This is a genomic window from Staphylococcus rostri (genome assembly GCF_002902145.1).
Classification (GTDB): domain Bacteria; phylum Bacillota; class Bacilli; order Staphylococcales; family Staphylococcaceae; genus Staphylococcus; species Staphylococcus rostri.
This window is the reverse complement of record NZ_PPRF01000040.1, coordinates 1-14,727: the sequence shown is the minus strand read 5'-3', so window position 1 is coordinate 14,727 and position 14,727 is coordinate 1. Positions and strand designations below refer to the sequence as shown.

Genomic DNA, 14,727 nt, shown 5'->3' with positions numbered 1-14,727 from the left:
CTGTTATTTGACAGCTTCTTCTTTATAGTCACAGTTCGAACAAACAACTTGTGTTGTACGTCCTTTTTTATGTTCTGCTAAATAGTGATTACATTTCGGACAATCACGTCCAATCGGTTTATCCCATGACACAAAGTCACAACTTGGATAATTCGAACAGCCGTAGAACAAGCGATTCTTCTTAGACTTACGTTCAACAACGTCGCCTTCTTTACAAGTTGGACATTTCACACCAATCGGCTTCACAATTGCTTTCGTGTTGCGACAGTCTGGGAAGTTTGAACACGCCATAAACTTGCCATAGCGTCCCATTTTAATAACCATTGGATGACCACACTTCTCACAATCTTCTCCCGCAGGCTCATCCTTGATTTCGACTTTCTCCATCTCAGATTCTGCACGCGCAACATCCTGCTTAAAGCTGTTGTAGAAGTCTCCAACCACTTTACGCCAACCAATATCACCATCTGCAATTTTATCGAGTAATGTCTCCATGTTTACAGTAAAGTCAACATCGATAATCTCTGGGAAATACTCTTTCACTTGCTCGTGAACAATCTCACCTAACTCAGTCGGCACAAAACGCTTACTCTCACTCTTCACGTAATTACGCTTTTGAATCGTATCAATCGTTGGTGCATATGTTGAAGGTCGCCCGATTTTTAACTCTTCTAACGTCTTAACCAATCGCGCCTCAGTGTAGCGTGGTGGTGGTTGTGTAAAGTGCTGCGCTGGATCAATATTCGTCGCAATGACTTCATTACCTTCTTCAAGTTTCGGCAAACGATTCTCTTTTTCTTTTGTCGCGTCATCATTGGCTTCAACGTATAGCGTCATAAACCCTTTAAACTTGATCGTTTGACCATTTGCACGGAACTTAATATCTCCTTGCTCCAAGTCTACCGCAACTGTATCAAGAATCGCTGGTGCCATTTGACTTGCCACGAAACGTTCCCAAATAAGCTTGTATAATCTGAATTGATCACGCGTTAAGTATGTTTTCACTTCATCAGGTGTCCTCAACGTACTTGTTGGACGAATCGCTTCATGCGCATCTTGATCGCCTTGTTTACCTTTGTTGACAGCCTTAGAAATGTATTCTTTACCGTAATTGCTTTCAATATACCCTTTTGCTTCAGCTTGTGCGTCCTTTGAAATACGCGTAGAGTCTGTTCTCATATACGTAATCAAACCGACTGTGCCGCCACGTTTTAAGTCGATACCTTCGTATAACTGTTGCGCAATCATCATCGTTTTACGCGCCTTGAAGTTCAACTTACGTGCAGCTTCTTGTTGTAATGTTGAAGTTGTAAATGGATTGGCTGGTTTACGTGTACGTTCTTTCTTATTAACCTTCGTCACTTCAAAACGATCGCCATCTAGCGCATCCGTAATCAACTTCACATCATCTTTATTCGTTAACTTAAACGGCTTGCCTTTATAATGAAGAAACTTTGCCGTGAACTTGGATTTTTGATAGCGGAATGCACCTTCAATCGTCCAATATTCTTCCGGTTTGAAGTTTCTGATTTCATTTTCTCGGTCAATGACTAATCTTAATGCTACAGATTGTACACGTCCTGCCGACAAACCTTTTTTTACTTTTTTCCATAATACTGGCGAAATGTTATAACCTACTAATCTATCTAAAATACGACGTGCTTGTTGTGCATCGACGAGTTCCATTTCGATACCGCGCGGGTTTTTAAAGCTGGCCTTTACTGCATCTTTTGTAATTTCGTTGAATACCACTCTATTATCTGTTTTATCTTCTAGCTCTAGTATGTTTGCCAAATGCCATGCAATTGCTTCACCTTCACGGTCAGGGTCACTTGCAAGAAAAACTTTTTTTGCTTTTTTTGCATGTCTTTTTAATTCTTTGACGACAGGGCCTTTACCTCGAATTGTAATATATTTAGGCTCATAATTATCTTCTACATCTACACCCATCTGACTACGTGGTAAATCTCTCACGTGGCCCATTGAGGCAATAACTTTATATTTTTTTCCTAAATATTTTTCGATTGTTTTAGCTTTTGCAGGCGATTCAACAATGACAAGATTCTCTGCCAATGCAGGTCCCCCCTTGCAAATTCTGATTACAAATTTAAATGATAAACGCTGAAATTTATATTTGTCAATCTTTTACCATTATTTCATATGGGATTTCCTGAATTATTGACAATAATCTTTCAAAATATCCATTTCTGTCAATACGATTTCAGCCCCTTCTTGAACCCTTAACATGTTCCCCTTTGTATAAGGATTAAACATATCACCGGGCAAAACATATACATTGCGATTTTGGTCGAGTGCTTGATCAACAGTAATCAATGCACCACTACGTTCTTTCGCTTCTGTAATGAGCACACCTTGTGAAAGACCACTAATCAGGCGATTGCGCTCGGGAAAACGAAACTTGGCAGGTCGTGTATAGGGAGGATATTCGCTAATACTTAGAAAATGGGTGTCAATATGGTGACGTAGCTTTTGTGTTTGTTTGGGATAGTGATGAAAATGGCCGAAACCTAAGACTGCAATCGTATTACAACCAAATTGGATTGCTTGTTCATGCGCAATGGCATCTGCACCATTGGCTAATCCTGAAATGATTGTTAACCGCGCTTTGGCAAAATGAGGAAATAGCACATTTAACGCTTGATTCGTATAGTGTGTATGCTGACGTGAACCAACAATAGCTAACGTGCGACTATGTTGTAAAAGGGCTAAATTGCCACGAGAAAAAAGAATGAGTGGTGGATCATAAATATGCTTGAGTAACTGCGGATAGCGGGCGTCGTCAATACTAACGGCATCAATTTTCCCATTGGTTAATGCCTGTTCTATCATACGAATGTCCAAGTTGATAAATCGTTGTAGCTTTGCTTGTATGCGTGCATCATTATATTGTGATAAATCCTGAGTGAGCTGTTTTGTAAGATCCTGTTTTGTGCCTTGATAGTTCATAATATGAGGGAAATAGTTGTAAATTTGACGGGTCGTAAATCCGCTATAAACAAGGAGTAGCAACAAGTGGCGGGTCGTTAAAATCATTGTTATCAAAAACACCTCCATTGATAGCAATAACGTCTATAAAAAGAGAAAGCAAAAAATGGCGGGACCGAAACCTTCATTATAAAGGTTCCTTGCCCCACCTTAGATACGTATATTACCTACCAACATACATATCTATTTTATAACATTCACTTATTGTTTAACTGTTAAAAGTGATTCGTAAATACCTGCTTCTTTTGCTGCTTCAATTAATGTCGCACCAATTTCAGAAGGCGTTGCTGCAGTTTTGATACCACAGCTATTTAAAGTTTTAATCTTCTCAGCAGCTGTACCTTTACCGCCTGAGATGATGGCACCAGCGTGACCCATACGTTTTCCTGGAGGTGCTGTTTGACCACCGATGAAGCCAACAACTGGTTTCGTCATGTTCGCTTTAATCCATTCAGCCGCTTCTTCTTCAGCTGTACCACCGATTTCACCGATCATTACAACCGCTTTTGTATCTTCATCATTATTAAATGCTTCTAATACATCGATAAAGTTTGTACCGTTAACTGGGTCGCCACCGATACCTACAGCTGTTGATTGACCGATACCTTCTTCAGTTAATTGATGTACTGCTTCGTAAGTTAAAGTACCAGAACGTGATACAACACCTACATGACCTTTTTTGTGGATGTAACCAGGCATGATACCAATTTTAGTTTCGTCTGAAGTGATAACACCTGGGCAGTTTGGTCCGATTAAACGTGTCTTTTTGCCTTCTAAGTAGCGTTTCACTTTAACCATATCTACAACTGGAATATGCTCAGTAATACAAATTGCTAAGTCAAGTTCAGCATCTGCACATTCTAAAATTGCATCTGCTGCAAATGGTGCTGGTACGTAAATAACTGATACTGTTGCACCTGTTTCATTTTTCGCTTCTTCTACCGTATTGAATACAGGTACCCCTTCAACAACTTGACCGCCTTTACCAGGAGTTACACCCGCTACGATTTGCGTTCCATATTCTAACATTTGTTTTGTATGGAAAAGGGCAGTTGACCCTGTAATACCTTGTACGATAACTTTCGTATTCTTATCAACAAATACACTCATTTTAGTTGTCCCATCCTTTCCTACGCTTCGTTTACGAGTTTAACAATTTTTTGTGCACCTTCAGCCATTGTACTAGCAGGCTCAATCGCTAAACCAGATTCTTCTAAGATTTGTTTACCTTGTGCAACGTTTGTACCTTCTAAACGCACAACAAGTGGTAATGTTAAGTCTACTTCCTTAACTGCCGCAACAATACCTTCAGCAATTACGTCACAACGCATGATACCACCAAAGATGTTAACGAAAATACCTTTTACGTTGTCATCACCTAAGATGATTTTGAACGCTTCAGTAACTTTTTCTTTTGTCGCGCCGCCCCCTACATCAAGGAAGTTTGCTGGCGTACCGTTAAAGTGGTTGATTGTATCCATCGTTGCCATCGCAAGACCTGCACCATTAACCATACAACCGATGTTACCATCTAAAGCGATGTAAGAAAGGTCATATTTAGATGCTTCGATTTCTTTTGGATCTTCTTCATCTAAATCACATAACTCTTGGATATCTTTATGACGGAATAATGCGTTGTCATCAAAGTTAATTTTAGAGTCTAATGCTAAGACATCACCGTCACCTGTTAATACAAGTGGGTTAATCTCAACGATAGAGCAGTCTTTTTCCATAAACACATTGTATAATGCCATTAAGAACTTAACTGCTTTGTTAATTGATTCTTTAGGAATGTTAATATTGAATGCAATTCGGCGTGCTTGATATGGTGCAAGACCAACTACTGGATCGATTGTTTCTTTGAAGATTTTTTCAGGGCTTGTTGCCGCTACTTCCTCAATCTCAGTACCCCCTTCTTCTGACGCCATTAACGTCACACGGTCAGTTGCACGATCAATAACAAAACCGATGTAGTATTCTTTCTTGATGTCAGCGCCCTCTTCAATGTAAAGACGTTTGACTTCTTTACCTTCAGGACCTGTTTGGTGCGTTACTAATACTTTGCCTAACAATTCATTTGCATAAGTTTCAACTTCTGATAAAGACTTCGCAATTTTTACACCGCCAGCTTTACCGCGTCCCCCTGCATGGATTTGTGCTTTTACAACATAAACATCTGTGTCTAATTCTTTCGCCTTTTCAACAGCTTCTTCAGCCGAGAAAGCAACACGCCCCTCTGGTACTGCTACGCCCATTGAGCGAAAGATTGCTTTTCCTTGATACTCATGGATATTCATACTCCATCCTCCTGTTTCTTAAGGTTAAGTTCAACTACAATTATAAAAAATGTAAGCGCTATTGTAAACCGATAGACACCACTTTCATAGGATTGATTTTCATTTTGAATGTACTTTCGGAAAAATAGCGTATTGTAAAGCATGATGTTTGGGAGTGGGACAAAGGCTGGTAAATAGTAAATTTAGTCACTGAGAAACCGATAAACCGCATTCAAAAATAAATGTTTCTATTAAGTTCCCTGGCCCATCAGTATTTATGCCCAATAAAAAAGACAACACACCTGTTATTGATAACCATAACAAATGTGCTGCCTATTTCGTTTGTGTATTATTTATCAGTTTGGAAAGTGACTTGTGTGTCATCATCCATTGGTACGCTGACGATTTTTTGATCATCTTCTGCTGACTCAACCACAAAATTATGGTCTTTCAACACACGAATTAAGTCTAATTGTGATAATTCTTCAACTGATACATTTAAGTTTTGTTCGATTTCTTGTTTGATTTTCGCTAAAGTTGCTTCATCTTCTGTAATCTCAGCTTCTTTTTCTTCAAAGTGTACTAAGACTGAATAAAGCTTTTGTAATGTTTCATCCATAAATTAAAATATTCCTTTCTATTTTGGAATGTACATTTCTAGTTAAACATAAATACGCTGTTTTGAAAACTATTTAACTTAGCTTTTACATTAACAAATACCCCAAAACCCTTGTCATTATGCCGTTCTGACCTTTTTAACCTCACTCAAAAATCTCGCTTTATGAACGATATTGAGACTTGATTGGTTCAAACGACAAACGATGAATTGGGCATACACCTTGTTGTGCCAGCCCTGAAAGATGTTTCGCTGTTCCGTAACCCGCATTATGTTCAAAGTCATAACCCGGATACTGTTCAGCATAATCTGCCATTAAGTCATCACGATATACTTTGGCAATAATACTCGCGGCCGCAATAGATACACTATTCGCATCGCCTTTAATAATATTTTGTTGAGGCTCTGCAAGCTTTTCAAGTGTCATCGCATCAATTAAATAATGTGTGGGTGTTACTGATAAATTCTCAATCGCGCGATACATTGCTAACTTTGTTGCTTCATAAATATTGAGCGTGTCAATTTCTTCAACTGTCGCAACGCCAATCGCCCACGCAAGGACATTGTCTTTAAGTGATTGATTTAGCGTTTCACGTTTCGCCGCATTTAACTGCTTTGAATCATTAATGCCGATATGCTGATGGTTCGACTCTAGTATAACTGCACTTGCTACAACGGGTCCTGCTAATGGTCCACGCCCTACTTCATCTATGCCACAAATGAGCGCATCGGGGTGTGCATTAAGAATCTCATCTTCATAACGTGACATTGCCACATATTGTTCTATCAACTGTGCTTGCTTCTCGAGTTGTTTACGGCGTGAGTGAAAAGCAGCTTGCACACCTTTACGTGTATCTATACGATCAGGATGTTGCTCGAGTGCTTCAAGCGTCTCAACATCCGCAAGCAGCGCTTTAATCTGTTGGATAGTTTTCTTTTTATGCGTTGTCATCATGTTCATCCTGCATCGCGTCATAAAGATCGAAACAATACGCACCGATTTTAGCATTACGGATATCGTTAATAATCAACTCAATCACCGCTTCATAATCGACTTCATTTCCACGCTGTAATAAGCCTCTTTTACGCCCAATCGCATCGAACCATTCTAGGTTTTCTGCATCTTGTGGCACATCAATTTTGTAATGGCGAATGAGATTGTCATAGTCGTGTTCAATTAAGAATGTTAAGCCATAAATTGCAACTTCATCTAAATGCACGATGCTATCTTTTATCGCGCCTGTTAAGCTCAACTTAATACCGACCTGTTGATCTTCAAACTTCGGCCATAAAATCCCCGGTGTATCAAGTAATTGGAGTGATTTACCAACCTTAATCCACTGTTGTTGTTTGGTTACACCCGGCTTGTTACCTGTTTGCGCAATAGAACGGTTCGCCAGCTTATTAATTAGCGTTGATTTACCAACGTTTGGAATACCTACAATCATCGCACGAATTGCACGTGGTTTAAGCCCTTTTGCCTTTTCACGTTCAAACTTTTCTTTCGTCACTTCAATCGCAGCCGCTTCAACACTTTTTAAGCCTTTACCGTGCTTGGCATCTACTGCCACAGGAATCGCGCCTTTTTCTTTAAAAAACGCATACCATTTTGCCATTTCTTTATCGTTCGCCATATCTTTTTTATTAAAAATTACAACACGTGGCTTTTGTTGAATGACTTCATCAATCATTGGATTACGTGAACTGTATGGAATACGTGCATCCACAAGTTCAAATACAACATCAACCTTTTTTAGTTGTTCAGTTACTTCTCGTCTGGCTTTTGCCATATGTCCAGGGAACCATTGTATCGTTGCCATCATATTCTTTCCTTTCTGTAAGACAAATTACTGCCTTACATTATAACATGATTTTATGGATTGAACTGACGTGTTTCTCTACTTATACAGTTTGTGACAATTTATGACCTTGATTTTGAAAAATACACCTGCCTCAAAATCAATAAAATGGCTGAACAGCCTAAAAAACGACTACAAACCACTCATAATTGTTTTGCTATGAATGCTGTAGTCGTTTTTTTAATTTATACAATAACGCTTAAACGGTTAAAATTTTCATCACAACCGTATGACTATCTACCGTTATTTTTATTGTAATCGTGATACATAATCATGCGCTGCTTTTTTCAATTCACTTTCTGTTAAGTTCATCGTACCTGATACAACAAATGGTTCCTCGAATTCAAGACCTGTCAGATATTTCATTGCCTCAAGTGGTTTTAACAGTTCTTCAGTTGTAACTTCATAACGCCCATCTTTTGTATAAGCTTCAGCCGCTGCACCTTGTGACAAGGCGAGTATTACTTTCTTACCTTGTAACGCATTCCCGTTCGATCCATAAGCCCAACCATACGCTAGAACTTGGTCTAACCATTCTTTCATTAATGAAGGCGTTGAATACCAATACATTGGAAACTGAAATACAATTCGATCAACATCCTTAAGCACATTTTGTTCCTGTGTCACATCAATTTTCCAATCTGGATAGAGGGTGTATAAATTTCGGACTTCAATGCCAGCTTTTTCAGCTGCTGACGCCAATGCGCGATTAACACGTGATGTTTTGATATCTGGGTGGAATAAAAAAATAGTTGTTTTCATTTTATTTTCTCCTTCTAATTGATATAACTTAGTTTACTAGTTGAAGTGAACTTTAAGTCAACTTTTTTACTTTTATCATAACGAAAAGGCATCATGATCAGCACTTATGATTCACTGCTATGATACCTTTAATAATCGTTATATATTCGCTAAAGCTGACGCATCTATAATTTTAATTTTTCGCCCTTTTCTTTCAATAAAACCTTGTGCTTCTAAAAACTTTAATTTACGTGATAACGTTTCTGGTGTTGTTCCTAAAAAAGTCGCTAAATCTTTCATCGACATTGGTAACGTAACTGTTAAGCTATTTTCCGCAATTTTTAAATCTAACAAATACGTAACTAGCCGTTCTTCTACTTTTTCCATGGACAGAAATTGTGCTTGTTGTTCTAATTGAAGAACTTTTTTCATATTAATTTCTAACAATTTTCGAGTAAGTTGCGGATGTTCCGTCAAAATATGATTAAAATCTCGTTGACTAATAGTACAAACTTCCACCTTACCAAGTGCTTCGCCAAATAGTGTATCATTTGTGACGCCAAACAATTGGCTTTCACCTTCGTAACTACCGGGTTCTACAACACGTAACAATTGTTCCTTACCGTTATTCGACAATTGATAGACCTTCATATAACCATTTGCAACAATATACAATTCGGCATCACCCGGTTGAAAAATAATATCGCCTTTTTGAAAATGTGAAACCTTAGCATATGCGTTAATTTTCTCTAAATCTTGTTGTTCAAGCTGATTAAATAATGGCACCAACGACACGCATAAATGTTTATCCATAGAACCCCTCCATTACAAAGCTGTGTTATGACAAGTCTAACGTAATTCATTCAATTTCTGAAACATTTGATATGTTTGCGTTAGCGTCTCACACGCATCACTAGGAATTACAAAATTGTTGGTAATCGCTGCTAATTGTTCTAACTCATCTTGCATCTCCCAATTACCATTATCCATTTTATGTTGCATAGCCAAATATAACTTTCTCACTTCAAAAACCTCTGGATGATTTTGACCATGCGCTTTCGTAATTGCATTTGTGTATAAATCTAAAGTTTCACGATTGGCCTCTAAAAATGCTTTCATCAATAACCACTCCTACTTTTCACTTGATTTCAAAACAGTATAACCTACTGACTCTACGGCTGTAACAACTTCTCCTAATGTTACTTGTGCTGGATCAAAATTTGCTTTCGCCTTACTCGCATTAAATAAAACTTTGACACTTTCTGATTCAACACCATCAAGTCGTTTAAGTGCTGATTCAATCTTTTGCATACAACTTGGACACGTCAATGTTTCTAATTTTAAAATAGCTTGTTTCATCTTCAAAACCCCTTTTCTTCTTGTTATTTCAATCTTAACAGTCAGTGCACAAAGACGAATTGATTTCTATCAAGATTTTGATTTTTCTGGATGATAACGTAATAACCGCATACCATTTAGAATTACAACGAGAATACTCACTTCATGTACAAACATACCAATCGCCATATTCATCCAATTACTGAAAATTAGACTTAACAGCAATACACATACAACTAACAGCGCAATGACAATATTTTGTATCATATTACTTCTGATCGCCTTAGCTAAGCCGAGTGCATGTGGTAAGCGTCGGAAATCATCATTCATTAACACTACATTAGATGTTTCAATTGCAACGTCTGTGCCCGAGCCCATTGCAATACCGATGTCTGCTAAAGCCAGTGATGGACTATCGTTAATACCATCACCAATAAAGGCAACCGTCTCCCCATTCGCTTGTCGTTTTTCAACAAATGCTGCTTTATCTTCAGGCAACATATTGCCATGCCCTTCTGATAAATTTAATTCTTGAACAACTTGATCAACCGTTCCTTGATTATCTCCTGAAAGTACAATTAAATTTTGAGCACCTAAGCGCTGTATTTTTTTCAAATCTTGCTCTAATCCTTCTCTTACCTTATCGCGAATACCATTAATAAGTGCCACATAACCATCAATGGCAATGATGACAAGTGAATGGCCTGCATTTTCAAGTCGTTGAATATCTAATGTCATGGCATCAGTAAAAGTCACATCATGTTGTCGCATCATTTGAACATTGCCAACGATTACGTGATGTTTCTCAATTTGCGCAGTCATTCCCCCACCTTTTACAACTGACACATCCGATACTTTACGTTTTTCAGCTGACGGATAGTATTGCATAATTGCCTGTGCTAATGGATGATCCGATGATGCCTCAACACTTACTAAATAATCGATAATGTCTTGCTTGTTTTCTTGATAAAATAGTGTCTCATTAACCTCAGGCTTTCCATATGTTAAAGTGCCCGTTTTATCAAATAACAGCGTATCAATATGACTTAATTGCTGAACGACTTCGCTGCCTTTTAACAGCACACCATTTTTCGCACCATTTCCTAATCCTGCGACATTGGATACTGGCACACCGATAACAAGCGCTCCCGGACAACCTAATACGAGAATGGTGACTGCGAGTTCTATACTTGTCGTGAGCATCCAAACGATAACCGCAAGTATTAAGACGAAGGGCGTATAATATTTGGCAAATTGATCAATGAAACGTTCTGCCTGTGACTTAGCATCTTGTGCTTCTTCAACGAGCTCAATAATTTTTCCGAACGTCGTCTCTTCTCCAACACGTTCAGTTTCGATATACAACACGCCATCCTCTAAAATTGTGCCAGCGTAAACATCTTTACCAACCGCTTTTGATACTGGCAACGATTCACCAGTAATACTCGCCTCGTTTAATGTGCCTTGTCCCGCGTAAATATGACCATCCACGGGTATACGCATACCAGTTTTAACTAAAATCTTATCTGACACCTCAATCTCATCAATATCCGCTTCCACAAATTCACCATTTTCTATCTGTCTTAATGCGGTATCTGGGGCAAGGTCTACAAGATTTTGTATCGCCGAACGTGTCTTATTTAAAGTACGTTGTTCTAAATAGCCACCTAATAAAAACAATAGCGATACGACTGCTGATTCTTCAAAATTCCTAATACTGATTGCACCTAAAATGGCTAAGGTCACTAATAAATCAATGCTAATAACACGGACTTTTAATGCTTGTAGTGCTTGAATAAAAATGGGTGCACCACCCATGATTGAAGCGATGAATAGCATACTAGCTACAATAAGATCACTACCTAAAGTGAATCGCACAATAAAAGCAAACATCACTAACAATATCACGAGAATGAGCAACTGATTTTTATGTTTTAAAATGAACTTTTGCATATGATGACCTCCTTGTTACTTTAAGGATAGCCAATAAACAACAATAAAGAATTGATACGTATCAAGTTTTGGGATATTTTGACAAAAAACAAATAAGTCATTCGATATACTCTCACACGTTTTCTTAATGATAATTGCTAACTTTGCATACAATTTTTAACAATATGACATTAAAAAGTATATGCCTTTTTTACTCATTTACTATACGTGCTGATAAATTTTATGATATATTTTAAAGTAGATTTTGTTTTATATTTAATATGCGTTTTTACTTTGATTAGGTGATCGTTGTTTAACTATAAATTGACGATTGTGTAAGTAGTGTTCGTTGCTATAGAGACACTCCCTACTATATGTACGACGTATTATAAAAATTTATCTCCGTTTCAAATGAATTATGAAAGAGTGACTCTCATTGAAAAAATCATACTTATTCTTAAAATGGACGAAAGTGTTTGGGGCTGCATTTTTTGTTGCTACTCTTGTATACTTTCCAGTTTTTAAACGTTATTTCAAATATGGTTCAATCTATTGTGGTGGATATGATGGCATAAAACAGTTGCTACCTTTTCAATTGTTTTTATATAATCGCCTGTCGAACTTATCATCCTTCTACGATATAGGTCTTGGACTCGGTGGAGATTACTTCTCAGATCTTTCATATTATTATACGACTTCTCCTATTATGTATATCAACTTCTTATGTATTAAGCTTCTAGAATTATTCAGCCTTGTCGATCCTTCAACAATTAATTTTTGGGCAGCTAACCTAATGATCGTTGCGTTTTTCAAATGTGCACTTACGTTTTTAGCGATATACGGTATGTTGAAAATGTTTCAGCTTAACAACCCATATCGTTTTCTAGGTGCATTGCTTTATAGTGCGTCAACAATCCTGTATTTCTTTAACTTTTTATGGTCTTTTTTTGGAGACGTTTTAATTTATTTACCTCTCTCCATTTGGGGTATGGAACGGTTTTTCAAGACGCGTAAAATTGGTTTATTTGTTTTTGCGATTACATTGACGTTATTTTCAAATTTTTATTTCAGCTATTATGAAGCTATCGCAATGTTTGTTTATCTTGTCTATCGTATGATTGATACACATCCGGATGATATCGTTATGCGCTGGAAAAAACTTTGGTTACTCTGTCCTGCAATTTTACTCAGTGTTTGTATGGCATCATTTGGTTTTTTAACAGGTATCCATTCCTTTTTAAATAATGATCGAAAACTTAATACATTTCATGTCCCAAGACTGATAGATGTGACGAACTATAACCACATCTTTTCAAATAACTACTATTTTACAATTTCATTTATCGTATTAGTGGCACTCTGCTCGTTTAAACTTTATCGCCACTATTACTATCGCCTTTTCGCGATTCTTACATGGATATTGTTAATAGGAACGTTAACAGCTTATACGGATACGATCTTCAATGGCTTTTCATTTCCTGAACGTCGTTGGGGCTATTTATTAGTTTTTTCATCAAGTATTATCGTTGCGTTATGGTTACAACATTTTGCCGAGTTATTCTGGCGTCATTATTTAATTTCTTTAGTACCACTAGTGCCATTCGCTCTGCTGACCGTATTCTTTTCGTCTGGACGTATGTGGTGGATGGTTTTCAGCACATTCATCTTATGCATTGTCGGGTACTTCATCTTTAGTCAGCGCACAATGTCTCAATGGTGTCTGAAATTCGTTGTCTGTCTTTTCATCATGCAGCAGTTTGTGATGTTGTTGAATTATCATACGAATCATATCGTTAAACACGTCCCTAACCTTGAAACGATCAGCAAGCCTTATTATTACAGTACGAAATTGCAGAAAACATTCGATAAGATTACGAAACAGCAATCGCCTGTTGAACGTATTGACTTTATCAACACAAGCGAAATCCACACTGTAAACTGGAGTTTGCTCTATCACTTTAATGGTATGTCTCTTTATTCGAGTATTTTTGACGGTGCGATATTAGATTACTACGACAAGCGTATGCAAATAAACACAGGCCAAGATAGCAATAGCACCTACCGTTCACTCGGTAATCGTGCGAATTTATATGCACTTTGGGGTGTGACAGATCGCATCTCAACAACACCTGACACAACGCGCCCTTATGGCATGAAACAGCGAGAGAAAATTAAAGATGACGAAAACAGTTGGGTTCGTAGTTTTAATACAATTGATTATCCGGCTGCACATTTGACCTCTAAAGTGTATGATACTGCGGATTTAAAGACGCCTTTAGACCGTGAACAAGCGTATCTTCAAGGTGTTGTCGCAGATGGTATTAAAGAAAATTCAACATTCAAGTCGAATCCAAACCTGATTAAGTATGCTGAAATACAACCGCGACACGCCAAATTCAAGGGTGATCGTCTTAAAGTGACTCAAGAAAATGCGGGTTTAGATATTTCGATGCCTGAAACGTTATCGAATCTATATAAAGACTATTACTTTGAAATGGATATCGAATTATTACGTCCAGAACAACCGCACTACATCGATTTAGATGATTTTCAGCAACTGCGTGTATCACAAAATTACAGATATAGACGTTTTGTAACACCTATTACTATTCGTGTGCCGGTAAAAGAAACCGTGCATTTAAGACTGGACAAAGGGACTTATCGTCTAAAAATCAACGGCATTTATGGGGAGAATTACACAACGCTTAAACAAGCAGCTCGAAATGTGGTACCGGTGAAAGTAAGCAAAACAAAGCACGACTTTCAAATAGAGATGAATCCTAAGAAAAAAGCGTATCTCGTATTACCGATACCCTATCGCGATGGCTTAAAGGCTGAAGTAGATGGCAAAGTAAGACCTGTGTTAAAAGGGGGCTGGGACATAAGCACTCAGATTCCCTAAGAAAAAGCCGTTAAAATTCTCTAAAATGAATTTTAACGGCTTTTTTAACATATATAC

General features: G+C 37.7%; 13 protein-coding genes. 1 reads left to right on the top strand and 12 read right to left on the bottom strand.

The window, feature by feature from the left end:
* Positions 1 to 3: 3 nt before the first annotated feature.
* From topA to CD122_RS06750, 12 genes are all read right to left on the bottom strand, one after another.
* Positions 4 to 2,073, bottom strand: coding sequence for a type I DNA topoisomerase (gene topA / locus CD122_RS06805; protein WP_103358245.1), 2,070 nt, complete (start codon positions 2,071 to 2,073; stop codon positions 4 to 6).
* Positions 2,074 to 2,175: 102 nt separating this feature from the next.
* Positions 2,176 to 3,054, bottom strand: a complete 879-nt coding sequence (gene dprA, locus CD122_RS06800) for a DNA-processing protein DprA (RefSeq protein ID WP_103358244.1) — start codon at positions 3,052 to 3,054, stop codon at positions 2,176 to 2,178.
* Between the two features lie 153 nt (positions 3,055 to 3,207).
* Complete coding sequence (gene sucD / locus CD122_RS06795) at positions 3,208 to 4,116, bottom strand: succinate--CoA ligase subunit alpha (protein ID WP_103358243.1); 909 nt, start codon at positions 4,114 to 4,116, stop codon at positions 3,208 to 3,210.
* Between the two features lie 20 nt (positions 4,117 to 4,136).
* Complete coding sequence (sucC, locus tag CD122_RS06790) at positions 4,137 to 5,303, bottom strand: ADP-forming succinate--CoA ligase subunit beta (RefSeq protein ID WP_103358242.1); 1,167 nt, start codon at positions 5,301 to 5,303, stop codon at positions 4,137 to 4,139.
* Between the two features lie 328 nt (positions 5,304 to 5,631).
* Complete coding sequence (locus tag CD122_RS06785; protein WP_103358241.1) at positions 5,632 to 5,901, bottom strand: hypothetical protein; 270 nt, start codon at positions 5,899 to 5,901, stop codon at positions 5,632 to 5,634.
* A gap of 160 nt (positions 5,902 to 6,061) precedes the next feature.
* Positions 6,062 to 6,850, bottom strand: coding sequence for a ribonuclease HII (locus CD122_RS06780; protein ID WP_103358240.1), 789 nt, complete (start codon positions 6,848 to 6,850; stop codon positions 6,062 to 6,064).
* The gene (gene ylqF / locus CD122_RS06775) at positions 6,837 to 7,718 is read right to left on the bottom strand and encodes a ribosome biogenesis GTPase YlqF (protein ID WP_103358239.1); all 882 of its coding nucleotides are present in this window, start codon (positions 7,716 to 7,718) and stop codon (positions 6,837 to 6,839) included. The genes CD122_RS06780 and ylqF overlap by 14 nt, the downstream gene beginning before the upstream one ends.
* 288 nt (positions 7,719 to 8,006) lie before the next feature.
* Positions 8,007 to 8,519, bottom strand: a complete 513-nt coding sequence (locus CD122_RS06770) for an NAD(P)H-dependent oxidoreductase (RefSeq protein WP_103358238.1) — start codon at positions 8,517 to 8,519, stop codon at positions 8,007 to 8,009.
* Positions 8,520 to 8,657: 138 nt separating this feature from the next.
* The gene (locus CD122_RS06765; RefSeq protein ID WP_103358237.1) at positions 8,658 to 9,311 is read right to left on the bottom strand and encodes a Crp/Fnr family transcriptional regulator; all 654 of its coding nucleotides are present in this window, start codon (positions 9,309 to 9,311) and stop codon (positions 8,658 to 8,660) included.
* A gap of 36 nt (positions 9,312 to 9,347) precedes the next feature.
* Entirely contained in the window at positions 9,348 to 9,617 is a 270-nt protein-coding gene (locus CD122_RS06760; RefSeq protein WP_206167753.1) for a hypothetical protein, read from the bottom strand.
* A 12-nt stretch (positions 9,618 to 9,629) separates the two neighbouring features.
* Positions 9,630 to 9,857, bottom strand: coding sequence for a heavy-metal-associated domain-containing protein (locus CD122_RS06755; protein ID WP_103358235.1), 228 nt, complete (start codon positions 9,855 to 9,857; stop codon positions 9,630 to 9,632).
* 69 nt (positions 9,858 to 9,926) lie between these two features.
* The gene (locus CD122_RS06750) at positions 9,927 to 11,789 is read right to left on the bottom strand and encodes a heavy metal translocating P-type ATPase (protein ID WP_103358234.1); all 1,863 of its coding nucleotides are present in this window, start codon (positions 11,787 to 11,789) and stop codon (positions 9,927 to 9,929) included.
* A gap of 415 nt (positions 11,790 to 12,204) precedes the next feature.
* Between CD122_RS06750 and CD122_RS06745 the strand changes: the two genes are divergently transcribed.
* Complete coding sequence (locus CD122_RS06745; protein ID WP_103358233.1) at positions 12,205 to 14,670, top strand: YfhO family protein; 2,466 nt, start codon at positions 12,205 to 12,207, stop codon at positions 14,668 to 14,670.
* Positions 14,671 to 14,727 lie beyond the last annotated feature (57 nt).